The 24619-nt window shown below is 55.0% G+C and carries 21 protein-coding genes; 7 read left to right on the plus strand and 14 right to left on the minus strand.

From position 1 onward, the window contains the following. Positions 1-156 precede the first annotated feature (156 nt). The gene (locus tag ACFO9Q_RS19930; RefSeq protein WP_379185328.1) at positions 157-1095 is read left to right on the plus strand and encodes an AraC family transcriptional regulator; all 939 of its coding nucleotides are present in this window, start codon (positions 157-159) and stop codon (positions 1093-1095) included. Positions 1096-1161: 66 nt separating this feature from the next. Here the strand turns inward: ACFO9Q_RS19930 and ACFO9Q_RS19935 are convergent, their stop codons facing one another. Beyond that, positions 1162-1929 (minus strand): hypothetical protein, encoded by a 768-nt coding sequence (locus ACFO9Q_RS19935; RefSeq protein ID WP_379185329.1) that lies wholly within the window; start codon positions 1927-1929, stop codon positions 1162-1164. A gap of 471 nt (positions 1930-2400) precedes the next feature. Here ACFO9Q_RS19935 and ACFO9Q_RS19940 point away from each other — a divergent pair, with 471 nt between their 5' ends. Together ACFO9Q_RS19940 and ACFO9Q_RS19945 are read left to right on the plus strand one after the other, a co-directional pair. Beyond that, complete coding sequence (locus tag ACFO9Q_RS19940) at positions 2401-3171, plus strand: ABC transporter ATP-binding protein (protein ID WP_379185330.1); 771 nt, start codon at positions 2401-2403, stop codon at positions 3169-3171. A 51-nt stretch (positions 3172-3222) separates the two neighbouring features. Next, positions 3223-4098 (plus strand): ABC transporter permease, encoded by an 876-nt coding sequence (locus ACFO9Q_RS19945; RefSeq protein WP_379185331.1) that lies wholly within the window; start codon positions 3223-3225, stop codon positions 4096-4098. Positions 4099-4191: 93 nt separating this feature from the next. Here the strand turns inward: ACFO9Q_RS19945 and ACFO9Q_RS19950 are convergent, their stop codons facing one another. The 7 genes from ACFO9Q_RS19950 to gntK form a co-directional block, all read right to left on the minus strand. After that, the gene (locus ACFO9Q_RS19950) at positions 4192-6516 is read right to left on the minus strand and encodes an ATP-dependent DNA helicase (RefSeq protein WP_379185332.1); all 2325 of its coding nucleotides are present in this window, start codon (positions 6514-6516) and stop codon (positions 4192-4194) included. A 265-nt stretch (positions 6517-6781) separates the two neighbouring features. After that, complete coding sequence (locus ACFO9Q_RS19955; RefSeq protein WP_379185333.1) at positions 6782-7093, minus strand: hypothetical protein; 312 nt, start codon at positions 7091-7093, stop codon at positions 6782-6784. Positions 7094-7495: 402 nt separating this feature from the next. Next, positions 7496-7708, minus strand: a complete 213-nt coding sequence (locus ACFO9Q_RS19960) for a CsbD family protein (RefSeq protein ID WP_379185334.1) — start codon at positions 7706-7708, stop codon at positions 7496-7498. Positions 7709-8204: 496 nt separating this feature from the next. After that, entirely contained in the window at positions 8205-10397 is a 2193-nt protein-coding gene (locus ACFO9Q_RS19965; protein ID WP_379185335.1) for a YhgE/Pip family protein, read from the minus strand. 132 nt (positions 10398-10529) lie between these two features. Then, positions 10530-10763, minus strand: a complete 234-nt coding sequence (locus ACFO9Q_RS19970) for a cold-shock protein (protein WP_379185336.1) — start codon at positions 10761-10763, stop codon at positions 10530-10532. 77 nt (positions 10764-10840) lie between these two features. After that, on the minus strand, positions 10841-11041 hold the full coding sequence (locus tag ACFO9Q_RS19975) for a cold-shock protein (protein ID WP_379185337.1): 201 nt from the start codon (positions 11039-11041) through the stop codon (positions 10841-10843). Between the two features lie 304 nt (positions 11042-11345). After that, entirely contained in the window at positions 11346-12887 is a 1542-nt protein-coding gene (gntK, locus tag ACFO9Q_RS19980) for a gluconokinase (RefSeq protein WP_379185338.1), read from the minus strand. A 229-nt stretch (positions 12888-13116) separates the two neighbouring features. Between gntK and ACFO9Q_RS19985 the strand changes: the two genes are divergently transcribed. Next, positions 13117-15570, plus strand: a complete 2454-nt coding sequence (locus tag ACFO9Q_RS19985) for a multicopper oxidase family protein (RefSeq protein WP_379185339.1) — start codon at positions 13117-13119, stop codon at positions 15568-15570. A gap of 336 nt (positions 15571-15906) precedes the next feature. On the opposite strand, the gene yidC is transcribed toward ACFO9Q_RS19985, so the two are convergent. From yidC to ACFO9Q_RS20000, 3 genes are all read right to left on the minus strand, one after another. Continuing rightward, positions 15907-16929 (minus strand): membrane protein insertase YidC, encoded by a 1023-nt coding sequence (gene yidC, locus ACFO9Q_RS19990; RefSeq protein ID WP_379185340.1) that lies wholly within the window; start codon positions 16927-16929, stop codon positions 15907-15909. Next, the gene (locus tag ACFO9Q_RS19995; RefSeq protein WP_379185341.1) at positions 16875-17231 is read right to left on the minus strand and encodes a hypothetical protein; all 357 of its coding nucleotides are present in this window, start codon (positions 17229-17231) and stop codon (positions 16875-16877) included. Before ACFO9Q_RS19995 ends, yidC begins: the two co-directional genes overlap by 55 nt. Before the next feature lie 560 nt (positions 17232-17791). After that, positions 17792-19201 (minus strand): MATE family efflux transporter, encoded by a 1410-nt coding sequence (locus ACFO9Q_RS20000; protein WP_379185342.1) that lies wholly within the window; start codon positions 19199-19201, stop codon positions 17792-17794. 237 nt (positions 19202-19438) lie between these two features. Between ACFO9Q_RS20000 and ACFO9Q_RS20005 the strand changes: the two genes are divergently transcribed. From ACFO9Q_RS20005 to ACFO9Q_RS20015, 3 genes are all read left to right on the plus strand, one after another. Then, positions 19439-19942 (plus strand): hypothetical protein, encoded by a 504-nt coding sequence (locus ACFO9Q_RS20005; RefSeq protein WP_379185343.1) that lies wholly within the window; start codon positions 19439-19441, stop codon positions 19940-19942. Between the two features lie 70 nt (positions 19943-20012). Then, positions 20013-20816 carry an alpha/beta fold hydrolase gene (locus ACFO9Q_RS20010; protein ID WP_379185344.1) on the plus strand — a complete coding sequence of 268 codons (804 nt, stop codon included), beginning with the start codon at positions 20013-20015 and terminating at the stop codon, positions 20814-20816. 363 nt (positions 20817-21179) lie between these two features. After that, positions 21180-21821, plus strand: coding sequence for an NAD(P)-dependent oxidoreductase (locus ACFO9Q_RS20015; RefSeq protein ID WP_379185345.1), 642 nt, complete (start codon positions 21180-21182; stop codon positions 21819-21821). 564 nt (positions 21822-22385) lie between these two features. On the opposite strand, the gene ACFO9Q_RS20020 is transcribed toward ACFO9Q_RS20015, so the two are convergent. Genes ACFO9Q_RS20020 through ACFO9Q_RS20030 form a run of 3 tightly spaced genes read right to left on the minus strand, consistent with a single transcriptional unit; the run spans position 22386 to position 24591 of the window. After that, complete coding sequence (locus ACFO9Q_RS20020; RefSeq protein WP_379185346.1) at positions 22386-23276, minus strand: VOC family protein; 891 nt, start codon at positions 23274-23276, stop codon at positions 22386-22388. A gap of 37 nt (positions 23277-23313) precedes the next feature. Next, entirely contained in the window at positions 23314-23712 is a 399-nt protein-coding gene (locus tag ACFO9Q_RS20025) for a RidA family protein (RefSeq protein WP_379185347.1), read from the minus strand. Between the two features lie 33 nt (positions 23713-23745). Then, a complete protein-coding gene (locus ACFO9Q_RS20030; RefSeq protein WP_379185348.1) occupies positions 23746-24591 on the minus strand; it encodes a MetQ/NlpA family ABC transporter substrate-binding protein in 846 nt (281 codons plus the stop codon). Between the last annotated feature and the right edge of the window lie 28 nt (positions 24592-24619).

Here is a 24619-nt window from a genome sequence, read left to right on the forward strand (position 1 = left end):
TCATCTTAGGCGGGAATGCCGTACTTGCACATGGTCAAATTAAGCATTTATTTGGGCAAAACGCACCTCTCAACAGCCGCCCCCATAGAGCCTATGATATAATGGGATAACTGCTAGTAGAACGGTTACACGAACGAAGCGGAGGCCTTGCTGCGTATGATTAACTTCACTTCACCAGTTGGACTAGAGAACAGTCTAGAAGGACATATGACGAGGGACATTCAGCTCAGCTTCCAGATCTATGCTGCCCATTGGCGGAGAGTGAATGCCTATTGGACCTACCCCGAGCATGGGCATCCAATGTTCGAGATCAATCTGGTATTGAGCGGCCGCCAGCAGATGAAGGTGAACGGTGTTCCTGTATCCATGTCAGAGGGGGATCTCCTGCTTCTGCACCCTGGTGTGCCGCACAGCAGTGATGGCTCATGTGGAGCTGGCGATATGGAATACTTCTGCTTGCACTTCGACATCGATCACCCGCCGCTTCGCAGACAGTTAATTGAGATGACGCAGCTCCTGCTCCCATTCGCTGCGAAGTCCCCGACCGCTGATCAGCTTCGAATTGCACTATCCAAGCTTGCGAATGCCGCTAAGCGAGAACAAGCAACCGGTCACGGCCTTCCGGAAGAGCAGCCTAATAAGCTCCAGTCGCTAAGCGATACCTTCCTCTTCCTTGCCGCATTAACCGAATGGGCCGCTGAGAGTGAGGGGCATAGCTTGAAATTACCCGGGCTCGGAAGAGCTACTGAGCAGGAAGTCGCACTCGCCGCAGAAATCGAACGGCGCCTTCAGCAGCTGATTCTTCAGGACGGCGACCGCGAGGAACGAGTGAGCATGGAGGAGATTGCCGCGCAGCTAGGCTACAGCTCCGCGCATTGTAATCGAGTGTTCCGCAAGGTGTACGGCATCTCTCCGAGGCAGCATCTATCGGATCTTATTATTCGGACGGCCAAGCTGCTGCTGATGGACTCTTCTCTATCCATAGAGGTCATCGCCCGCAAGCTCGGCTACCGGGATGTCTCGCAGTTCAGCAAGCAATTCAAGCGATGGATGAATATCTCACCGCTCGGGTACCGGCGATTGTCCCATGAATAACCAGAAGGCTATGCGAACGCTGAACCGTTTTCAGCGTTCGCATAGCCTTTTTCTGTGACACACAGCCTAGATCTCCCTGCTAGCCAGCCCACCTGCACGGAGCGCATCATAGAGGAATACGGCGCCGACGGTAAGCGTAATGAGGAAGCAGCTGGCCGATAACAGCGGTAGAAGTGACCAGGTGAATACGGAATGACCTTGGTAGGTCTGCACAGCCATCATGACAAGCGCAGCTAAGTAGGCTATGCCTGCCGCATGGAGCAGCAGCTGCCGCTGAGACGCCGGGTACGCCGTCCTCTCTGCCAGCCAGGACAAGATAGGAAGAGCCTGCAGCGCATGGAATCCAAGTCCGTGCAGCCAGAGAATATTCCCTTCCGCTCCAACATACAATCCCCCGTTAATCGAGATGGAGATGCCTGCCCCGAAGGACAGCATAACAGCCGCCATCGCATACCGTATGCCTAGTACCAGGACGGGCCTCCCCTCATAGCTCTTCCTCCTGAAGTACTGAACGGCTAGAGCCAAGTAGAAGAGCACAAGCAGCAGAGCTACGATGGCGAAGCCCGCCGCGACCGCATTGTCGAAGGCCGAACCGTCGATGACGAACCTCGGATTCACTCCGCGTACGTTCTGAATCGTCTCTGCACCATAAGCGTATAGCGCCATCACACAATAGGACCAGCGGAAGATCGCCTTACCCCGCTTCCCGAGACCAGAGTAAGGAAGGATCGCAGCTGTAGACAGCAGGAATATTCCTAGCGCCGCATTGAAGGAGATCGCCTTCGCCACATTGCCATCCGGCTCTACCTCCGCCCCGAACAGCAGTACCCACAATCCGCAGCCTCTCTTCCTTCCACCATAATCCTTCACGGCTTAACGATCGATCAGCAATCGCTGTGCCCCTCAAGCTTCCCGTCCTGCTGCTCTTCACACTCCCCATCTCTCCCACACCTCTCCTCCAATTGCTCCTGCTCATCTAACCTTACAAGATGAAGAGGCCTCTGGATAAGGTCGCCAGCATGATTATAACGAAGGCCTGTGGGAGGAGCAGTACCTCGACTTCTGACGAGGTAAGTCTGTTAAGCCGATCGATTAGCTCCCGTTATATCCGACAATGTTACTTAGGTATTGACAGAGGCAAGGCGAGGGTGATAAGATTCCGTCCATAACACCCGCAAGGACCAGAATCGACTAGACCGCTAGAGATTCAATAAGTGATGGAGGACTCCCTGAGAAGGGGCGGACTCTGTACTTGTTGATCTCTTTTTTTTATGCAAAAGAAGAAGTAAGAGAGGAAGCTGCCATATGACCCAAGCTGTGCTGGATATACGGGGCTTGTCCAAGACATTCCATGCGGTCGAGCGGGACACACACGTCCTGGATGAGATTGACCTTGAGATTAAGGCAGGAGAATTCGTAACGATGATCGGGCCAAGCGGATGCGGCAAGAGCACCCTGCTCAAGATCATTGCAGGGCTGGATACCGACTACTCGGGCAGCCTGTCCTTAGGAGGAGAGCGCATTACGAAGCCTTCCAAGGACAAGGGGTTCATCTTCCAGGAGCATCGGCTCTTCCCTTGGCTGACGGTTGAGAAGAACATCGCAGCCGAGCAGCCGCTGGGCAAGCCTGAGGTACGTAAGCGTGTAGACGATCTTATCCGGCTAGTGAAGCTGCAAGGCTTCGAGAAGTCTTATCCGAAGCAACTATCCGGCGGAATGTCCCAGCGTGTGGCGATTGCGAGAGCCTTGCTGCGGAGTCCTAAGGTGCTCTTGCTCGATGAGCCGTTCGGCGCGCTGGATGCATTCACCCGCAATCATATGCAAGAGGCGCTGCTGGACATCTGGCATAATAATCGGACGACGATGGTATTCGTGACACACGATATTGACGAAGCACTCTTCCTGTCGGGCAGGGTCATCGTCATGGATGCGAAGCCCGGCCGTGTGAAGGCTATCATTCCCGTAGACCTCCCTTATCCTCGCAAGAGGTCGGGGCAAGCATTCCAGGAGCTTCGGGCGAAGCTGGTCGGCTTGCTGGAGCATGAGGAGCCGGACCGGGAAGAGTGGACGATCTGACGAGATACGAAGGGATTGCCCTACAATTAGCAATTGGGATGGTGATGGTAGATGAGTCAAGCAGTGAATTCGGCAGCCACGCCGAGTGTTCGTTCCGGGGAGTCTTCCCTCGTGACGAATGGGAAGGGCACGAATAAGAAGACGAATCCGAGGGTGAAGGGGAGGGCGACATGGGCCGGCGCCCTTCGAGGCGCTCTGCTCCCTGTCTTGGTTGTTGCCTTGTGGCAGTTCCTTAGCAGCACGGAGAGAATCAACCCGCAGTTGTTCCCTCCTCCTTCCTATATACTGGACACCTTCCTCTCCATGCTCTCCTCCGGCGAGCTGCTGCATCATCTGCGAATAAGTGTCGTTCGAGCGGCACTCGGATTCCTGCTGGGAGGCACAAGCGGCCTGCTGATCGGGCTCCTAGTCGGTATGTTTAGACGCGCGGAGGACTATCTGAATCCAAGCGTGCAGATGCTGAGGACGATTCCGCTCCTCGCCATTACACCGCTCTTTATTTTATGGTTTGGATTCGGTGAGCTGTCGAAGGTGCTGCTGATTTCGATGGGGGCTTTTTTCCCACTGTACGTGAATACGTTCCTCGGTGTCCGCAATGTGGATCTGAAGCTATTCGATGTCGCTCGAGTCCTCGAGTTCAACCCCTACCAGCAAGTGGTTAAGCTCATTCTTCCTGCCGCGCTGCCTAACGTCCTGCTCGGTCTCCGGCTGTCGCTCAGCATTGCATGGCTCTGCCTAGTCGTCGCCGAATTGATGGGAGCGGACGCGGGGGTCGGCTATCTCATTCAAGATGCCCGCTCCTTCATGCGCACGGAAGTTGTCTTCCTCGGCATTATCCTCTTCGCCGCCGTCGGCAAGCTGTCGGACTCCCTCGTCCGGCTGCTAGAGAATCGTCTGCTTCGTTGGCAGGACAGCTATCGGGGATAGCTGATTAGCGGAGGACCTCGTTAGGCGGGCGTTAGCAGGACAGCTATCAGGGATTGCCATTCAGCCCCTGACCTCGTCAGGCGGTCGTTGGCACTAGACCAACACGCGGTAATGCTGCCACTCCTCCGGGAGCAGACGCTGGTACTGCGGCTGCAGATAGCGGTCATCGACCAAGATGAGCGTGCCGTGATCCTGCTCCGAGCGAATGAGACGCCCTCCAGCCTGCAGCACCTTGTTCATCCCCGGGAAGACGTAGGCATAATCGAAGCCGCGTCTTCCCGTCTCGTTGTAGTACTCCTTCATGAGATCCCGCTCCGGCCCCAGCTGGGGCATCCCCACCCCGACGACGATGACCCCATTCAACCGATCCCCAACCAAGTCTATCCCCTCGGAGAAAATCCCACCCATCACAGCAAATGCGACAAGCGTCCGCTCCTTGCCTGCTTGAAACTCCTCCAGGAAGCTCTCGCGATCTTCCTCCGACATGCCCATCCCCTGCATCATATGATCCACTTCGCGGTTGGCCAGGACGAAGCTCTCATACACATCATTCATGTACGCGTAGGACGGGAAGAACACCAGATAGTTGCCCGGACGCTCTGCAACCGTCTTGTTAATAAGGGCGACGAGCGGCTCCTTGGAGCGCTCGCGATCATGGAATCTGGTGGACAGCGGCATAATGGCTACATCCAGCTGCTCCTTGCGGAATGGCGATGGAATCGTCACCGTATAATCTTCCGGTCCAGCTCCGAGCATCTCCATGTAGAAGGTCAGAGGGGACAGCGTCGCCGAGAAGTAGATCTGCGAGCGGAACCCCTTCGCCATCCCCTGCAGGTTATGCGCCGGGTCGAGGCACATCAGCTTCGTCTGCACTTCGCTGCGCGTCACCTCCGTGAGCGTCACATACCGCTCATCATACAGCTTCGAGGTCCGAACCATATTCTGCGCGGTGAAGTAGCAATCCAGCAGAAGCTGCTCAGCGGCGCCTTGGCCGCCGCCTGCCAGCACTCGCTCTCCCGCTGCGATGAAGGCTTCGAGCAGCGTGATCAGTTCCTCAGGCAGCTCCTTGCGGACGAGCTGCCTCTGCCCTTCCTCCGCGCTCTTGCGCAGCGCGATGAAGTAGTCGTTCACCGCCTTCGCCGCGCGGTGAACGTCTGGCTCCTTCGCCTTCATCTCGCGCTGCAGCTCGAGGAAGGCGGACTTGTGGATCGTCGCGGAATACATCTCCCGCGCTCGATCCACCAGATTATGCGCTTCATCGATGAGAAGCGCCGTCTGCTTGCGCTGCTCGCCGAACAGCCGCTTCAGCGAGACGCGCGGATCGAAGATGTAATTGTAATCGCATATAATAACATCCGCCGCATAGGCCGTGTCCAGAGAGAGCTCGAACGGACATAGTGTGTGTTTTTTTGCATATTTTGCAACGACAGTTCGCGTCATTATCGTCTCATTCGACAACATATCCAACATACCTTCATTCACTCTGTCGTAATAACCGTCTGCATATTGGCAGCTTCGCTTGTCGCACATCGCCTCTTCCTTGAAGCATATCTTATCCTTCGCTGTAAGGGTGATTGTATGCATATGCAATCCTTGACTCTGCATGAGGTGGCAAGCTTCCTCGACTGCCGTTCGGGTAATTGTCTTCGCTGTGAGGTAGAACAATCTCTGCAGGGTGCCAGATCCTATAGCCTTCACGGAAGGGAAGGTGGTGGAGATAGTCTTGCCTGTGCCGGTTGGCGCCTTCGCGAACAGGTTGCTTCCGTTCTCAATGGACTTGTACACGCTGCCCGCGAACTTCCGCTGTCCCTCCCGGTATTGTGGGAAGGGGAAGGCAAGCTCCGCTATACTGTTGTTGCGGCGTTGTTCATGCTCGGCCAGCAGCTTCGCATAAGGGGCATAACTCCGAAGGATACCATAGACGAACGCCTCCAGCTCCTCCAGAGTGGACTCCTCTGCGAACCTTCTCTGCTCATCGGAATTGACTCGGACATAGGTGAGCTGGACCCGAATGCGCTCCAGCCCCTGATCCTTCGCTACCATATACGCATAGAAGCGAGCTTGGGCCCAGTGAACCGCGTAACCTTGTTCGGTCATCTGCGTGAGGGGATGTGAGGTTGACTTGATCTCATCAATGGTGAGCATGCAGTCGGTGCTCTCGGGTGTTCCGGGAGGCTGCTCTTCTCTCAGCAGACCATCACATCGGCCATCCACGACAAAAAGGAGATCCTCATAAGGAATCTCCGCCTTCACATATACTTCGCTCTGGTCTTGCTCGCCATATTGCTTCTGCACCTTCTGGTGGGCCTTGGTCCCTTCCGTCAGCGCAGTTGCCGTGCGGAACCCCGACTCGATGCTCCCACTGCGACATACATATTCAACCAGCGGACGAACCGCGATGTGCACCGTACTTCGCATAAGTCTCTCCTAACCGCCGCATGGGCAGGGAACGTTTGTTCCTTCCATTGTAGCACGGGCAGGGGGCTGCTGGTAGGGGGCGAGGATGTCGAATCGGGAGCTTCTTTGCTCTTGTTCTGCATCTCGCTCGACTCCAGCGGAGGAGCAGATCGGACCGTAACTGACATTGGAGCTTCCTCCGTCTCACATTGACGGCGATTGAATTCCTCTAACCGCCTCTACTGCTCCGTCTCATGCTGATTCATTCGAGAATCCCTCCACCTATCTAGTCCTCCGTCTCATGCTCCGGGTCATGTCCTACCCCGTTCAGCAGGTCCGTCCCATGGAATTCATCAGGTGGTGAGGCCGGGTCCACTGGTGAGTGGAAGGAGACCTCATCCGCATCAGGAATTTCCTCATCACTGCGCTGTCTTGTATCCATAATGACATCTTGATCCGGGTAGAGCGCCACCAGCTCTTCCGTAGACCCACGGACGCTTCCCTTCGGTGTCTCATCAGCGAACAATCCGAACTCGGGATCAATATCCCGCTCGGTTACTAGGTCCTTGTTCGTTTTCTCATAGATATAGTCAGCCATCGCTTCTTCCTCCTCTGTTATGGTTCAACTTATTATTTCCTTATAGGGTAATCTTACCCCTAACGAGCAACGAATGAACCATGACCACCCACCTTATCACGCTAGCCTCACCAAGCTGAAGCTAGCGAACCGAGGATAAGGCACATTCTGCACCTATTTCACCTCTCCAGCAGCTAGCATACGGTGGATAAGGCACATTCTGCACCTATCCCACCTCTCCAGCCACCAGCTGACCGGGCATAAGGCACATTCTGTACCTATTCTTCCTCTCCAGCGGCTAGCGGGGGCCAAGGGGGGTTACGAGCTTGGCTGCCTCACCGCACTAAACCGCACTAAAAAGAGCAACCCCAATATGAGGGCTGCTCTAACTGTAGCCGGCATATAGCCAGCTCACCTATGCAATTACACAGTCGTACTATTATGCTTGTTGCTCCAGTCGGTATACTCCTGCTCAGCGCGGTCCTTGGCGTAGCCATAACGCTCCTGCAGCTTGCCGATCAGCTTCTCCCGCTCACCGTCAATCACATCAATATCATCATTAGTCAACTTGCCCCATTGCTTCTGAGTCTCACCCTTGATCTGCTTCCACTTGCCCTTGAATACGTTGTTGTCCATCTCAATCACTCCTCTTCGTAGGTTGTCATATCAGTAGATCAATCATATCCACTATTACCCCGATAAGCAGATGTCGAATCACGCCCGCCTCTGTCGTTCCCTGCCGCCGCTCCCCTCCTCGCCTCTTACCCGGATTAATAAAGTTACACACATAGTTATCAACAATCATATCCACATTGTGGATAACTATCTGTGACTATCTGATAATTCAAGCAAATAGTCGTCTCAATTGCCCTATTCTTCAGATAATTAGAGCAGCTTATTCACAAGCTTGCTCAGCTGCTTACTTATGCTTAGCTTCTGCTCTACGACTAGCTCCCAGCACGAAGTTCTTCGCTGCATGACGGCAAACGGTCGACCACTGAATTTGCATAAGGGGTAGAATGTTGTTGCGAGCAGACTCTTCAATGCAACAGCCCGCACTCTGCTCCTCACTATGTCATCTCTTCAGAGCAACAGCCCGCAGTCTGCTCATCGCTATGTCTATGTCAGCTCCTCAATGCAACAGCCTGCTAGTCTTCTCCTTGCGGAGCAGCCTGCTGCTCAGCCTGTTCAAGTACGGCTTCAGCGTAATTCCGAGTACAATGGTCACGGCCGCATACCCGAGCATACTCCACAGGTCGCGCACAACCCGGTCATCCACAATGCCGCCAACAGCCTCGCGAAGCAGAGAGATCGCATAGGTGAACGGAAGCCAGTGGTAGATCGCCTGGAAGAACGACGGAGTGACCTCGATCGGGAACGTCCCCCCGGAGCCTGCAAGCTGCAGCACGAGCAGCACAATTGACAGCGCCTTGCCCGCGTTGCCGAGCAGCGACACCAAGGTGTAGACGATCAGCATGAACACCGCACTAATGAGCAGTCCGAATCCGATGAACGCCCACGGATGAACGACATACGCCTTCAGAATATAGATATCCCCCGCCGTCACCAGCACCGACTGCACGAGAGCAATGGTCAGGAACGTGAGGAATCGGCCGAAGTAGACCTGATAGCTGCGATAGCCCCCTTCCTCACTACCGAGATTCACAGCCAGCAAGGACACCAGCATGAGCGCTCCAGCCCAGAGAGACATCGTGGTGAAAAAAGGCGACATCGCCGATCCATAATTCGGAATCGGGAACAGCTTCTGCTCTTGAAGCCGAACAGGCTCGGCAAAAAAAGCGCTCTCCTTCTCAAAGTTATTGCGAAGCAAGTCAATAACCTCTTGGATGTTCCCCTGCTTCTCCAGCTCACGAATACGGTCCGCTGCAGATGCTACACGCTCTTGCGCATCAGGAAGACGCCCCCTAATCGCTGCAAGCTCCGCTCCTCCAACACGCAGACCTCTAGCTGCATCCTTAAGAATCTGCTCCATCTCAGGAAGGCTGCTCGATGCTTCCTGCAGCAGCTTCTGCGCCTCCTCCGCTCGACTCTTCGCTCCGTTCAGAGCCCCAGTAATCGCTGGTTCAATGCCGCTGTCATAACCACTAACCAGTCCTCGAATGCGCTCCGCAGTCTCATCCGATAACCGGCTAAGCTCCTTCAGCCGCTCTGCATCTACCTGCTCCTGCTTATCAACAGCGTCCCGAATTGAAGTGAGCAGCTGTCCTTGCCTCAGCAGTTCGCTCTTCAGCTCTTGAAGCTGATTCAGTGCGGGTGACAGCGCGCCCCCAGCAGCTGTTGATTCACCACCCAGCTGCCGGAGCAAGGAGCTGATCCCATCGATTGCAGCAGTGCCCCTCTCCACACTATTCTGCGCCGCTGTTAGTGAAGCCTCAATAGCCGCTGAGCCTCCTCCTACCCCTGCTCCAGCCTCTGCCCCAGCTTGCCCAGCAGATTCCCTCAATAGAGGAATGAACTGCTGAGTCGCCAGAATCGATTGCTCGAGCAGCTGGAGATTCTGCTTCACAGCAGCTGGAACTCCCTCAAGCACTTCACTGCTCACCCCGAGATAACGAACCAGCTTGCCCGTCAGCTCCTCTCCTTCCTTCGCAAGCTGAGCTGCAAGAGGGAGATTGTCCTGCACCTTCCGGACGAGCCCGTCCGCTCGAGAGATATCTCGTTCCGCCAGCGCAGCGGCTTGATTCAGCTCAGGGAATATGCCCTCAAGCTTGAAGACCAGCTCACGCACCTTATTAATGGTAGGCAGTTCATTCTCAAGCTCTACGCCTACTTCATTCAGTATGCGGAAGATCGTTCCGTTCGCCGTCTTCACGAACTGCTGCCGCACTTCCTCAATGACAGCCGATGCGCCGCTGGAGGTAATCTTGGGGGCGACCGCATTAATCTTCTCATTCACCGTGTAGATAATAACAGCCTTGTCCGGTTCGTCGTCGAGCACCGTCGCTATCTTCTTCGAGAAGTCTGTAGGAATGACTAGACTGGCATAGTAGTCGCCGCGCCTCACCCCTTCACGAGCCTTGCTCTCGCTAGTGAACACCCATCCAATCTTATCATTATGCCGCAGCTCTTCCACGATATCGTCACCTAGCCTGAGCGGCTTGCCCTCCAGCACAGCACCAGTATCATTATTGACTACAGCGAGTGGGATGCCCTGGGTATTGCCATAAGGGTCCCACGTCGCCTTAATATTGAACCAAGCATAGAGTGAGGGCAGACAGGCAAGTCCTATAATAATAATCAAGGTAGTCCAGCTCTTGTAGATACTTCGCAGATCATGCCCATACAGGGTTAGAATTCGCTTCATAGGAACACCCCTTATTCTGGTAGTATCCCGCTTCCAGCAGCCCCTCATGCATTTTCCCCTTGCGGTTGTATGTATATAAAAAAAAAAAGAACCCCGCGTCTGTACACGCAAGATTCCCTGAAGAGAGAACACTTATTCCGTTATGATGGTGCCCATCTTGAGCGACTTCATATCTTTGTTCGTGTTCACAAGAGTCGGAAGCATCCGCGTGCTGCTCACCATTGTAGAATGGCAGAAGCCGCAAGTCGGCACATACTTGAAGGCGAAGTCATCGCGAATCCACCCATTGCACTCCTCTTGACTGCAGGACCAGATGTTCGTGTTCTCTTCGGGAATATCCTCTAACGATCGTTTGCGATAGTACATGACAACATTCCTCCTTCTAATCATAAAAAAAACTGCCCTTAACAAGGATGTTAAGGGCAGTTCTTGTGTAACTGAGATTACAGTTTTACAACGTTCTCAGCTTGTGGACCACGGTTGCCTTCAACTACGTTGAACTCAACGCGTTGGCCTTCGTCAAGGGACTTGAAGCCTTCGCCAGTGATTGCGGAGAAGTGAACGAATACATCGTTGCCACCTTCAACCTCGATGAAACCGAAACCTTTTTCTGCGTTGAACCATTTAACTGTACCTTGTTGCATTTGTGAAAACCTCCAATAGAATATTTAACATGTACCTTTTTATTGTTGTTAACAAATAAAAAATTCACACATTGAAAAGAGTACCATCACTGAATGATAACCCTTTGCAATATGTGAATTCAGGTTTCATGCTATGAATAAACCTATCTTAACACACTGCTGCAAGAAAAGCCAATGCCTAAACCAATATTTTTTAAAACGCTTTCGCAAAAGTGCCAAGAAGCTCCACGGGAAATGCTGGGCAGCCTTGTCCGAGCCCGCTCCCCGCACGGCTTTGGGGCTGTGCGAGGGGCTGCGGACTTCGTTAGTTCATCCATTTTTTCTGAAAAGCGGCGATCTCCTCATACTCTTCCTTCAACAATCGGGACACCCGAACGAAGATTGGGACAAGCTCGCGGTAGATCTGGGCATTTGCCTTGTTCGGCACATGCTTGTGCGACGCACCGACCATCTCCGATACGACCTGCAGCGAATCGACCCGGCCAAGACTATATAATCCCAGTATCACTGCGCCAAGGCAAGAGCTCTCTACGCTCTCCGGCACATGCACCTCCTGATCGAAGATGTCCGACATCATCTGGCGCCACAGCTCGGAACGAGCGAAGCCGCCTGTCGCCTGAATCTTGTGCGGTACTCCGATGAGCTCCTCAAGCGCGAGGAATACGGTGTACAGGTTCAGAATCACGCCCTCAAGCGTTGCCCGAATAAGGTGCTCCTTCTTATGATGAAGTCCCAGTCCGAAGTACGAGCCTCGTGCGTTCGCATCCCAGAGCGGGGCACGCTCCCCCGACAAGTACGGATGGAACAGCAAGCCATCCGAGCCCGCCTTCACTCCGCTGGCAAGCTCCGTTAACTTGTCATAGACATTGTCGCCTGTGAGCTCCGCCTCAGCCATCTCCAGCTGACCGAACTGCTCCTTCGCCCATCTGAGAATCATCCCGCCGTTGTTGACCGGTCCCCCGATGACCCACAGGTTATCCGCCAGTGCATAGCAGAATATTCTTCCCTTCGGATCGGTCACCGGACGGTCGGTTACTGCGCGAATGGCGCCGCTCGTTCCGATAGTGATGGCAACAACACCTGGCTCGATTGCATTCACGCCGAGGTTGGAGAGAACGCCATCACTTGCTCCGACGACGAATGGAGTACGGATGGACAGCCCGGTTGCGAGCGCATACAGCTCGTCCATGCCAGTCAGGCTATAAGTCGTCGGTACAGGCTTCGACAGCTTGTCCGGCGTCACGCCGGTCACTAGCAGCGCTTCCTCATCCCAGCCTAGCTGCTGCAGATTGAACATCCCCGTTGCGGATGCGATGGAATAGTCGATTACATAAGTGTGGAACAGCTTGTAGAAGATGTACTCCTTAATGGAGATGAACTTATGTGTCCGATTGTAGATATCCGGATGATCGTAGCGCAGCCAAGTGAGCTTGGACAGCGGGGACATCGGATGCAGCGGCGTCCCCGTCCTAAGGTAGATCTCGTGTCCGTTCATCTCTGCCCGAATGCGCTCCGTCCACTCGGCTGCCCGATTATCTGCCCACGTTATGCATGCGGTAATGGGCTCCCCTGCTTCATCCATGGCAATGACGCTATGCATCGCCGAGCTGAAGGAGACACACAGAATATCGTCTGCTTGAGTGCCTGATTGTGTCATGACTTCCTTAATGGTGCCCAGCACTGCTTGGAAGATCTCATTCGGATCCTGCTCCGCTACCTCCGGGGTTGGGGAATGCAGCGGATATTCGATGCCGTGTACGGCAACGACCGCCCCTTCTTCGGTGAATAGGACGGACTTCGTACTCGTCGTCCCCATGTCCACTCCAATGACATATTTCTGGCTCATATGCGTCAAGTCACCCTCCGTTATGGCTATATATAGAAGAACGATACCTCAACCTATTGGACATGGCAATAGGTTGAGGGTTTTTGGGACAACAGAATGGATAGGAGCCTGAACTAAGGTCTAGGAGCTTCCCGTCCTGAGGGCGGTACCACTCCCCGCGGCGGGCACGCTACAATAAGGGGGACTCGAGAGGAATCGTGGTTAGAGAGAGATTAGGGAGGCAATGCATGTGTACGGATTATTGACGGGCCTAGAGCTTGGGGGATTATTCTTATTCACTATATTGGCATGGATCGGGGGCAAAAAAGCCTCCGGTCTGCTGTACAGCGGAACGGCAGCTAAGCTCCGCAAGAAGGTGCGGGGACAGATGATGTGGGCGGTGCTGTTCCTCTTGCTCGCTGGAGGAGAAGCAGCGCTCGTAGTCGCGCTTGCTGGCGAGATGCCGGATCGGCTGCTGTGGCTGGACCGCGCTCTGCTGCATGCGCCGCTAGTAGGTATACCGGCGCTGTGGCTGCTGGTCGTGGCGGTGCCTAGACTGTGGCTGCTTAATCGGGAGATTAGAGCGCATATGGCGGCGGCTGGCCAGTTCGATGGTATGCGCGACGAGTCCGCTCTGGAGTGGTCAGAGACCTCTGGACACGAGGATGAGATGGTGCGGGCTGAGACAGAGTCAGCTGGTCACGATGCTGGGACGGGGCGGGCGCAGACAGAGTCAGCTGGTCGCGATGCTGGGATGGGGCAGGCTCGTGCTATGGCTGCTGACTCAGGCTCACGTGGGGGGGTGGTTCAAGAGACGCTGCCCGCGTCACTACTGTGGCAAGCTTCGCACCCTGGTCTTGTGGTGCCCTTCCAAGTCATTGCATTCGGTGCTGCTACCGCCTTCTACTTCACCGCTATTCCGCCAGCCTTGCCGCTGGAATGGATCAGCATTGCGGCTCCGCTCGGCTTATTCGCTGTCATATGGGGTGTGCTGTGGCTGCTGCATGACCGCAGACATTTAAGCGTGACGCGCGCGAATGCTGCGGTGGTGAACCGTCCATGGCTCCGCTTCTTCCGCGACCTGACGTGGGTAGCATTAGTCGGCGCCATCGGGGCATTATTCATAGTTACTGCCAGGAGCGATAGCCTGCTGCCTGAACGGATGGATATGATGACGGGACCAGTGGATGATGGGCGAGGTACGATAACTTCCGAGCATCAGCATGGAGTGGCTGCCGTAAGCGGGAGTGCCCGGAATGAGGTTGGCGATGATGAAGTTGGTGCTGGCGATGAGCAATCGGGCGAAGCAGATAATCGTGCAGGTCAGCTCATCTCCGTCACAGAGCTGACGGGGCCGCAGGAGGGCGAGCCCGATCAGACCATCCGCCTCGTAGCGGAGAAGAAGACCGTCACGCTGAGCTCCGGCAAGGAGGTAGAGGCCTGGACGTACAACGGCCAGATTCCGGGCCCTGAGCTGCGGCTGAAGGAAGGCGAGCTGGTTGAGGTTACGCTGGTGAACAAGGATATTGAGGACGGGGCAACGGTTCACTGGCATGGGCTGGATGTGCCCAATGCAGAGGATGGTGTAGCCGGAGCGACTCAGGATGCGGTAATGCCTGGCGAGACGTATGTGTACCGGTTCGTTGCCGACCAGGTCGGCACCTTCTGGTACCATTCACATCAGGTATCCCGGGAAGCGGTTCAGCGAGGGCTGTTCGGTGCGATGATTGTGGAGCCTCGTGACGGTGAGGCTCAGTTCGAAGCAGTAAGCAGAGACGGCAGTACCAATGCTGCCGCCTCCGTTGCTGTCTCTCCCGCAGATTCGGCTGAGTTCGACTATACGGTTATCAGCCATATCTGGGATAGAGCCGGGCTGGCGATTGGAGATTCGGATACGGTTCAGCATAAGCGAGTGGAACCCGGGACTAGAGTCCGGCTGCGACTTATCCATACAGACGATTGGACCAGGCAGAAGTATGTGCTGGTTGGCGCTCCCTACCAGGTGGCTGCGATTGACGGAACCGACTTGAACGAACCGGATCTGCTAGAGGGCACTCATCTGGAGTTGACGACCGGCGGGAGGTTTGATGTGATTTTCACCATGCCTGAGGGTCCTGTGTTCCTGAGTGTCGGAGGCAAGAAGAACCTTGGAGTGCTGATGAGTCCAGATGGTAAGGGCGAGATTCCAGCGGTGCCCGGTGATACGGTTGCCTTCGACCCTACGCACTATGGACGCCCGGCTGCGGTGCCGTTCGATGCTCAGAGTGACTATGATCGCCGCTTCGAGATGGTGCTGGACAACAAGCTGGGGTTCTATAATGGCGGCTTCGACCAGCTGTATACGATTAATGGAGAGGTGTTCCCGAACATGCCGATGTTCATGGTTGCCGAAGGGGATCTCGTGAAGGTGAAGATCGTGAACCGCAGCTCTGTCGACCACCCGATGCATCTGCACGGGCACCACGTGCTCGTACTCTCTCGTAATGGAGAGGCCGTGGACGGCAGCCCGTGGTGGTCCGATACGCTTGATGTCTTGCCGGGCGAGACCTATGAGCTTGCGTTCCGAGCCGACAACCCCGGCCTCTGGATGGACCACTGCCACAACCTCGTGCATGCTGCAGGCGGGATGACCATGCATCTCATGTATGAGGGCTACACCTCCCCATTCTCGATCGGGAGCGCTACGCACAACCATCCGGAGTAGGGTATAAAGTGTACCTATCGGTCAACCTGCGTGGGTGCGCGAGCGTGAATAGGGTATAAAATGCACCTATCAGTCGCCCAGCTAGGGGGCGCGAGCGTGAATAGGGTATAAAATGCACCTATCAGTCGCCCAGCTAGGGGGCGCGAGCGTGAATAGGGTATAAAATGCACCTATTCTCTCTCTCTCCTCCCATGGTTACGCCCCCTTACAGTTGCAGTAGAGGAACTAAGACAATGGTGCGGCTTCCATCCTATCCTGATAACCAAGTCAAAAAAAGCGCTGTACTTAAGCAGAATATGCTTAAGTCAGCGCTTTTTTGCGCGAGCTAGGATGAGTCTAGGGCTTCCCGCCAGTTGTCTTCCCCGCTGCTCTTGGCGTGGCTGAGACCTTGCTGCTCTTGTTAGACTTATTAGCCTTGCTAGACTTGTTAGACTTAGGCTTCCCAGCTTGACCTGGATTCGTAGCCTCTGAAGGAGACACTGTGCCCTTCGCAGAGGCTGAAGCAGACACTGACCCATCAGTCCCAGCCAGCACGGCTGTCGTCCCGGCATCCACCTGCAATGCGGGCAATCCCGCAGCTGGCGGGTACATCCGCTTGCTTAGATACGTCTGCAGGATCATGAACGTACCCCCGACTACCCAGTACAACGGGACGGCTGCCGGAGCTGAGAATGAGAAGATTGCCATCATGATGGGCGAGAGATACCCTAGTATGGCCATCTGCTTCTGCGCGGCTCCATCTGTTCCAATCATGGATACCTTGAACTGAATCAGGTAGACGAGCCCCGCTAAGAAGGGCAGAATGTGATCCGGCTGACCGAGCTGGAACCATAGGAAGGAATGCTCAGCCAGCTCCGGCGTTGCCTTAATCGCATAGTACAGCCCCGTTAAGATAGGCAGCTGAATCAGCATCGGCAGACAGCCGATTGCCAGTGGATTGAATTGATGGTCCGAATAGAGCTTCTGCATCTCCTGCTGCATCTGCAGCTTCGAGGCGGAATCGGTCTGGCCCTTATACTTCTCCTTAATACGGTTCATCTCCGGCTGAATGACCGCCATCTTATCCTTCATCACGGACTGCTTGCTCGACTGGTTCAGCATCAGAGGGAGCAGCGCCAATCGAATGACCAGCGTAATGGCAATGATGGCCAGGCCGTAGCTTCCGCCGAACCAGCCCGCCATATGCTGAATGAGATAGGACAGCGGGAACACTACATAATGGTTGAAAAAACCCGGAGTATCCGCATCAATCGTCCCATTCACCCCACAACCGCTAAGCAGCACCAACATAACCATGACGATCGCTAACTTGTTCCGTGTACCAATTGTACCGAAGGTGAATCCAATGTTCTTGCCCATAGAGCGCCTCCTCGTCGTAGCTTGTGCGACATCGCAGCATACGAGGATAACAGCTCTGCTGAATCATCATCGGGTCCTTCTTTTCTCCTGAGCAATCGGGCCAGCCATTCCTGAACCTCACCCCAATGGCTCACCTGACTAGGCAGCTTGATCGTTGGAATGAATCGGAACGGGTGATCTCCTCCCGCTCCCTCGTACCGGTGTGCATGGACACGCCCTAGATACAGGAAGGCGAACGAACAGACGACATTCGCTACGACGAAGTAAGGGATGACCTCCAGCAGCTCCATCAACTCGAACATTTTTATCACCTCCTACAAGGTTTTGCGAAGCAAAACCTTCTTCGTAAGCATAAGCTAAGAGTTTACGAAGTAAACTCACTTCGTAAGCATAAGCTAAGAGTTTACGAAGTAAACTCACTTCGTAAGCATAAGCTAAGGTTTTGCGAAGTAAAACCTACATCGTAAGCATCATTACAGTAAAAAGCGAGTGCTGCAAGGGGCGTTGCGACCCTTGCAGCTGCGTCCATTGGTTAGTTTAGGTGCTGCAAGGTCCGTTAGGACCCTTACAGCTGCGTTTATTAGTTAGTTTAGGCGCTGCAAGGGACGTTAAGACCCTTACAGCTGCGTTCCTTGGTTACTCTAACCGCCACAAGCGGCGCTAAGCACCTCAGCACAGTGTGTTCACAATTATAGCCGTTCTTCGTCAGCTTAAGCGGTGCACCACTACTGTACCTCTACTACGACTGCGCCGCAATGGCGTTGCATTCCCAAGTCCGGCAGGATTACCCCTCCCCTTCACCTGGGAGAGAGGCTCGCTCACACCGCCGCACGATGCGGTAGTCCGGGCAGCTTATGCTACCTCACACCGCCGCACCGGCGGCCTGCTTGTCCCCTTGCGGGGTATGCTTCACCAGCGCATGCTTCTCCCACTTGCGGCTTCGCCAGCGGAAGTACATAATGACCGCCCTCAGCCACTCATCCGCCGCGATGGCGAACCAGATCCCGGCGAGCCCCAGGTTCAGCTGGAATACGAACAGGTAACCAAGCGGCACACTAATAAGCACCATCGTGAACGCCCCGACATAGAGCGGGTACTTGGCATCGCCGGAAGCGCGAATCGCGTTCACGAGCACCATATTGATGGACCGCCCCGTCTCGAGCACGATACTGACGAGCAGCACCTGCGCCCCCATCCGAATAATCTCCGCATCATCGGTGAACATACTCATGAGCGGTACGCGCAGCAGAGTCACGATGCCGACCATCGCACAAGTGACCGCTCCTGCCCAAGCTACGCTTCGCCATACCCGGTGATAAGCGTCCTCCGCTCGGTTCTCACCGACCAGCCGTCCTACCATAATGGCCGTCCCAGCACCCACCGCCAGAGCGAACAGGAAGATGAACATGGAGATGTTGAACGCATACTGCCGAGCAGCGAGCGCTTCGGCTCCCAGATAAGTCGCATAGAAGAGGAATATCATCTGGCAAGCTTGGTACATCACTTGTTCGAGCGCGGAGGGGACGCCGATTTTGAGGATTTTCACAACGTAGTCCTTCATGAGGCTGAAGTAGTACCTGAGCTCGATCTTCACTTCCATGATGCGGTACAGCACCCAGAGGAACACGAGCATCGCGAGCAGCCTGCTGAATACGGTAGACCATGCGGCCCCTTCCACCCCGAGCTCAGGAGCGCCGAACTTGCCGAAGATCAGCATGTAATTGCCGATAATGTGGACGACATTCATGCCGAGGGAGACGAACATCGCTTCCTTCGTGAAGCCGTGGACCCGAATGATGGCAGACAGAGAGTTAATAATCGCCTGTAGGAAAATCGCCCCGCCCACAATCGACAAGTACCTATGTCCGTAATCGTAGATCTCACCCGTCAGGTTCATAGACTGCAGCAATCCGCTGCATCCCAGCAGGAATAGTCCGCTGATGACGAGTCCAACGAGCAGGTTAAGGGTCACCGCCGTCGCAGAGATGCGTGCGGCCTCGACATACTTGCGAGACCCGATATACTGAGCGACGACGATGGAAGCACCGTTGCCAATGACCTCAAGAATAAGAATGGCAATATGCAGGAATTGATTGGCTGCCCCTACACCGGCGACAGCGTTGTCCGAGATGGCGCTTAGCATGAAGGTATCGGCAATGCCCATCATCATGAAGAGAAGAATCTCCAGGAAGATCGGCCATGTTAAGTAGAATAAGTTCATATCCTTGGAGGCTGGCTTGCCTCCTTGGCTTGTTGCTGCTGACTGAGCCATGATGCTGGGTCACCTCTGTGCGATTTTTTTTACTAGACCAGGAAGATGTTCGATCTAACGTTATTCACGAATAAACAAGGGGTATCGTAGCACACCTGGCGTCGGAATGCATCCTCCAAAAACTAGACTGAGGTCTAGTTCATCGGGGTAGCTCTGGCAGGAGGACAATGTCCCGGGGGATATGATAGGCTAGCTGTAGTCTATAACGAAAACATATGGAAGGAGGTTATTGGACCGATGAATACAAGAACGATTGCAGGACCATTACTCATTCTGCTCGGAGCGGTCTTGCTGCTCAATAAAGGTGCCGACTTCGGGGTGGGGCATATCTTCGAACTATTCTGGCCAACCCTGTTCGTCATCCCGGTAGGCTTGCTGCTTCATTGGCTGTACTTCAGCATGACGGGCCGCAAGGGAGTGGGACTGCTCGTGGCAGGAGGAACGGTGCTCGTTGCCGGAGTAGTCAGCCAGATTGCCATGCTCACCGGGAAGTGGGAAGTGATGTGGCCAGGCTTCATCCTCGCGCCTGCTGTAGGGCTCCTGGAGCTATACTGGTTCGGTACGCGGAATCGCTGGCTGCTCATCCCGATTAATATTCTAACTGTCCTCTCCCTGCTATTCTTCATCGTCTTCTCCATCTCATCATTCTTCGACACCATGAACGGAAGCCGGACGATCATCGCTGTAGCGCTCATTGCCGTTGGAGCCTACATGATGATGAGCCGCCGCAAGCAGATGTAACCGTTACAGCTTCCAGCTAGATGGGTAATGACAAGGAGTACGTCATTATTGCAGCCTAGGAGGAGAGGTAATGGGACATATCATTGAAGTGGAAGAGAAGGTCAAGTTGTTCGTGCAGGATGTTGGTGAAGGATTGCCTGTGCTGTTCCTGCACGGATGGCCAGTGAATCATAGAATGTTCGAGTACCAGTTCGAGCTGCTCCAGAATCAAGGGTATCGCTGCATAGGCATCGACTTGCGCGGCTTCGGACGATCCGATGCCCCCCTCTCCGGCTACCATTATGACCGTATGGCAGATGACGTTCGAGCTGTCGTGGATGCGCTCCAGCTGACGGACGCTGTGCTGGTCGGCTTCTCCATGGGCGGGGCTATTGCCGTACGCTATATGGCTAGGCATCAAGGCTATGGAGTAAGGAAGCTCGCCCTGCTAGGGGCTGCAGCTCCTGCCTTCACACAGCGAGAGGGATATCCCTACGGGATGACCAAGGATGAGGTAGATGCGCTCGTCCATGCATCGAGAGTTGATCGACCGAATATGGCGTCCGACTTCGGCAAGCAGTTCCTTCATCAGGGTGCCAGCGAGAGCTTCACGCGATGGTTCCATGGGCTTGCGCTGGAGGCCACTTCATGGGCCACTGTGCGAAGCGCTCTCGCTCTCCGTGACGAGGATCTGCAGGGCGACTTGCGAGAGATTCGGGTGCCGACTGCGATCATGCATGGCCAGCTGGACCTTATCTGCCCTTATGAGTTCGCCGAGCAGATGCAGGAGCACATCCGCGGGTCGGAGCTCATCCCGTTCGGGCAGAGCGGACACGGGCTCATGTTCGATGAACGGAACAAGTTCAATGAGGAGCTGCTTCGGTTCCTGAAGTAGGGCGGACCGTTGAACGGCGGGACAAGAGTTAGGATTGGATTAGGGATGGGATTAAGGATTGGATTAGGGACCGGATTCAGGATCGAATTAGGGATCTGGTATCCGACGAGATGAGACATGATTAGATCAGATTAGATTAGATTAGATTAAGTAAGCTCAGACCAGATCAGACCTGGACGATAAGCAGGCCTCTTCGCGTGATGCGACGGGGCTTTTTTTCTGTTAGAGGAAGGGCATTGTTGAATATGGGCAAGCAGCTAGGAATGCTGCATGCCTAGCGTCCGTTCAGACCAAGTTGGTTAATCGCCTCAGTCCTAGTTACAATGGGAAGTAGGGAATACAACAATTGCGAGGAGCTGTATCATGAAGGTATTCGTACTAGGAGCAACAGGCAGAGTGGGATCAGAAGTAGTTCGCCGAGCGCTGGCTGATGGCCATCAGGTGAATGTGCTTGTTCGGAATCCGGACAAGCTGCAGACAGGAAGCAGCAGTGAAGCACCGGCTGTGATTGTGGAAGGGAGCGTGCTAGACAGCGGTAAGGTGGCTCAGGCGATGCAAGGCGTCGATGCGGTCGTCTCTGCACTCGGCACAGATGGCGGGACTACCCTGTCGGAGGGGATTCCCCTTGTACTAGAGGCCATGCGGGAGCAAGGGGTGAAGCGAATCATTACCGTGGGCACGGCGGGCATCTTGGACAGCCGGGCTGAGCCCGGGCTGCTGCGCTATCAATCCAGCGAGTCCAGGCGGACGCTCACTCGCGCAGCCGAGGAGCATCATCAGGTGTTCCAGCTGCTGCAGGAGGAGCAGCATGCTTCCGGTCTGGTCTGGACAATCGTCTGCCCGACATACCTGCCTGACGGGCAGTACACAGGGAGGTATCGCGCAGAGCGGGATCGGCTTCCCGAAGGCGGCAAGGAGATCTCGGTTGCGGATACGGCGGAGCTCACCTACAAGCAGCTATTCTCAGTTGAGTACCATTGTGCCAGGGTGGGCATTGCTTACTAGGCAGCGTCGACTGCTCGTTGGGGATGCAACCAGCTAGATGAGAACGGAACACTAAGCTTGCGGCTAAGTGCTGGCTGAATTACAGCACTGCCACTGCTCGCTGGAGCTCGGCTAAGGCGATTATGGTGCACTTGTGTACCTTATCCTGCCCGCCGGCCCTTGGCACCTGCGATTATGGTGCACTTGTGCACCTTATGCCGCCCGCCGGCCCTGCGCACCTGCGATTATGGTGCACTTGTGCACCTTATCCTGCTCGCCAGTCCTTGGCTCCTGCGATTATGGTGCACTTGTGCACCTTATCCTGCTCGCCGGCCCCGGGCACCTGCGATTATGGTGCACTTGTGCACCTTATCACGCCCGCCGGCCCTTGGCACCTGCGATTATGGTGCACTTGTGCACCTTATCCCGCCCGACGGCCCTGCGCACCTGCGATTATGGTGCACTTGTGCACCTTATCCTGGCCGACGGCCCTGCGCACCTACGATTATGGTGCACTCCTGCACTCATCACAAAAAAACCGCGCTATCCGAGGCAACTATGTGCCGGGATAGCGCGGTACTTATTTTACAATCGTTCGGTGAAGCCCACCATACACCCAGCCGCATCGTTCGGATGCACCCAGATGGTACGGCGGCCATCGCGGCGGCCATCGCGGTCGCGGTCGCCGTCTCCGCCGCCATCGCCGTGATAGGCGACAGCTGCCTCGTCCAGCAGGTCCTTCACCACCTGCAGCGAAGCCACCTCAATCAGCACGCCGAGGAACCGCGGCTCGCTCACCTCACCGAGGAACGGGAAGCGGTCCCGGACCTCGCTCGGACTAACCAGCAGAGTGAGCTGCTCCGTCCACTCGGGCGTATGCCCGGCAGCAAGCGGCATAGCCGGTACTCCCGCTGCCAGCGACTCATACGGAGCCGCTCCTTCTTCGCCAGCTGTGTAGACGAACAGGTCCACTATCCCCTTCGCTCCGTTCGGGTGAACGTAGCGCGTCTCCGGCTGGAAGATCAGCTCCGGCGTCTTGTGCTCCACCACGCAGACGAGCCCTTCGGGGAAGCTGCTCGGGTCGAAGCCGAACCAGTCGAAGGAGGCCTGTCCCTGCACGGATCCATGTCTGGCCGGCCTTGCAGCCGACAATACCGCTCCCGGCTTCAGCCCCCGCTGTTCCAGCTCCTCCCGGCTCTTGCGAGCATCGCCCGAGCGAAGAGCTGCAATGTGCAGCCCTTCACCGCGTGCGAGATAGTCCGCCAGATGATCCGATCCAGTGGAAGCGATCGTCTCGATGTACCCCTGGTCGAACACGAAGTGAGCATTCGTTGAGGCTCCCTGACCTTCCACCCCTGCCGTCATCTCTGTCCGGCCGGACAAGTAGAAGCCAAGCTTGGAGAAGGACTCGAGCATCCTATCCAGATCCGAACCAACAATTCCTACATGATCAATAGGCAGCTTGATTACTCTCATGATGACAGAACCCATCCTCTCCATCTTGGGTGTACGATTAGATAACAGCGATTGCTTCCATCTCAAGCAGCAGTTCTGGATAGAACAGCTTGTTAATCGGAATCGTTCCGCTCGCCGGCACCGCACCGCCGAACATCTCGTTACGGATCTCAGCGACAATCGGCATGTGGTTGATATCAACCAGGTACCAAGTCGTCTTCACCACATCCGCGAGCGTAGCGCCTGCAGCTTCGAGGATCAGCTCGAGGTTTTCGATCGTTTTGCGCGTCTGCGCACGGATATCTCCCGCTCCTACTACATTCCAATCCACATCCAGGGAAGTAATCGTCCCGGTGTAGATTGTGGAGGTCGCTTCGCTCACCTTGATGGCTTGAGCATACGGGCCTTTTGGAGGCAATACTTTAGCGTTGAATACTATTTCTTTTTTGGCTGTCATGAGCGAACGGCTCCCTTCTTCACTTGCACATTATTATTTCCAGTAGCTTGGCTTGGAGAATCCAATCGCGTTCTCATCGGTCTCAACGAACTTGCGGAATTCCTCTGACTTATAAGCCTCTTCGATGGCCTTCACGAATGGCTTGTCCTTATCTTCCGGACGAATCGTCACGATAATCTGGAACTTCTCTTCGGGCTCTTCCAATTGAATGGCTTCCGACAGCTTCATGCCAGCGGCAATGACGTGGTTGCCAGTAATGACGGAGTAGTCAACATCCTCCAGGGAGCGCGGCAGCTGCGGCGCTTCGAGCAGACGGAACTTGATGTTCTTCGGATTCTCCGCCAGATCCTTCTCGGTAGCGGTTAGCGGATCGATGTCTGTCTTGATCTTCACAAGGCCTGCCTTCTCCAGCAGCACCAGCGCACGCGCCAGGTTCGTCGGGTCAAGCGGCACAGAGACAATAGCGCCGTCCTTGATGTCATCCAGGCTCTTCGCCTTCTTGGAGTAGATGCCGAGCGGTGCAGTAGGAACCGTCATCAGATTCATGAGCTCCGCCTTGTTCTCCTCGTTGAAGGACTTCATGAAGCCATCATTCTGGAAAATATTCACGTCCAAAGACCCTTCCTTCACGGAAGTGTTCGGCTGAATCGCATTGCTAAGCTCGGTAATCTTGACCGTGTAGCCCTTCTTCTCCAGAATCGGCTGAATCGCCGACTTGAATTGATCGGCGTAAGGACCTGGGATGAAGCCGACCTTAATGTCCTTCTTGTCTGCGGACGAACCGCTGTCCTTGCTTCCGCCGCCGCATGCTGCAAGTACGACCATGGTTAACAGCAGCACTAGACTGACTAGACCTGCTCTACGTAGTTGATTACTCATGATGCATGACCACTCCTCTAAGTTCTCT

The sequence above is a fragment of the Paenibacillus sp. GCM10023252 genome (assembly GCF_042653305.1).
In the GTDB taxonomy this organism is placed as follows: Bacteria; Bacillota; Bacilli; order Paenibacillales; family Paenibacillaceae; genus Pristimantibacillus.

What these genes read in the sequence shown, in the direction of transcription:
- ACFO9Q_RS19940 (WP_379185330.1), top strand. Translation starts at nt 2,401, where the DNA reads ATGACCCAAGCTGTGCTGGATATACGGGGCTTGTCCAAGACATTCCAT.
- ACFO9Q_RS20030 (WP_379185348.1), bottom strand. Translation starts at nt 24,591, where the DNA reads ATGAGTAATCAACTACGTAGAGCAGGTCTAGTCAGTCTAGTGCTGCTG.
- gntK (WP_379185338.1), bottom strand. Translation starts at nt 12,887, where the DNA reads ATGAGCCAGAAATATGTCATTGGAGTGGACATGGGGACGACGAGTACG.
- ACFO9Q_RS19955 (WP_379185333.1), bottom strand. Translation starts at nt 7,093, where the DNA reads ATGGCTGACTATATCTATGAGAAAACGAACAAGGACCTAGTAACCGAG.
- ACFO9Q_RS19965 (WP_379185335.1), bottom strand. Translation starts at nt 10,397, where the DNA reads ATGAAGCGAATTCTAACCCTGTATGGGCATGATCTGCGAAGTATCTAC.
- ACFO9Q_RS20000 (WP_379185342.1), bottom strand. Translation starts at nt 19,201, where the DNA reads ATGGCTCAGTCAGCAGCAACAAGCCAAGGAGGCAAGCCAGCCTCCAAG.
- ACFO9Q_RS20010 (WP_379185344.1), top strand. Translation starts at nt 20,013, where the DNA reads ATGGGACATATCATTGAAGTGGAAGAGAAGGTCAAGTTGTTCGTGCAG.
- ACFO9Q_RS20025 (WP_379185347.1), bottom strand. Translation starts at nt 23,712, where the DNA reads ATGACAGCCAAAAAAGAAATAGTATTCAACGCTAAAGTATTGCCTCCA.
- ACFO9Q_RS19995 (WP_379185341.1), bottom strand. Translation starts at nt 17,231, where the DNA reads ATGTTCGAGTTGATGGAGCTGCTGGAGGTCATCCCTTACTTCGTCGTA.
- ACFO9Q_RS19950 (WP_379185332.1), bottom strand. Translation starts at nt 6,516, where the DNA reads ATGCGAAGTACGGTGCACATCGCGGTTCGTCCGCTGGTTGAATATGTA.
- ACFO9Q_RS19945 (WP_379185331.1), top strand. Translation starts at nt 3,223, where the DNA reads ATGAGTCAAGCAGTGAATTCGGCAGCCACGCCGAGTGTTCGTTCCGGG.
- ACFO9Q_RS20020 (WP_379185346.1), bottom strand. Translation starts at nt 23,276, where the DNA reads ATGAGAGTAATCAAGCTGCCTATTGATCATGTAGGAATTGTTGGTTCG.
- ACFO9Q_RS20005 (WP_379185343.1), top strand. Translation starts at nt 19,439, where the DNA reads ATGAATACAAGAACGATTGCAGGACCATTACTCATTCTGCTCGGAGCG.
- ACFO9Q_RS19960 (WP_379185334.1), bottom strand. Translation starts at nt 7,708, where the DNA reads ATGGACAACAACGTATTCAAGGGCAAGTGGAAGCAGATCAAGGGTGAG.
- ACFO9Q_RS19930 (WP_379185328.1), top strand. Translation starts at nt 157, where the DNA reads ATGATTAACTTCACTTCACCAGTTGGACTAGAGAACAGTCTAGAAGGA.
- ACFO9Q_RS20015 (WP_379185345.1), top strand. Translation starts at nt 21,180, where the DNA reads ATGAAGGTATTCGTACTAGGAGCAACAGGCAGAGTGGGATCAGAAGTA.
- ACFO9Q_RS19970 (WP_379185336.1), bottom strand. Translation starts at nt 10,763, where the DNA reads ATGTACTATCGCAAACGATCGTTAGAGGATATTCCCGAAGAGAACACG.
- yidC (WP_379185340.1), bottom strand. Translation starts at nt 16,929, where the DNA reads ATGGGCAAGAACATTGGATTCACCTTCGGTACAATTGGTACACGGAAC.
- ACFO9Q_RS19975 (WP_379185337.1), bottom strand. Translation starts at nt 11,041, where the DNA reads ATGCAACAAGGTACAGTTAAATGGTTCAACGCAGAAAAAGGTTTCGGT.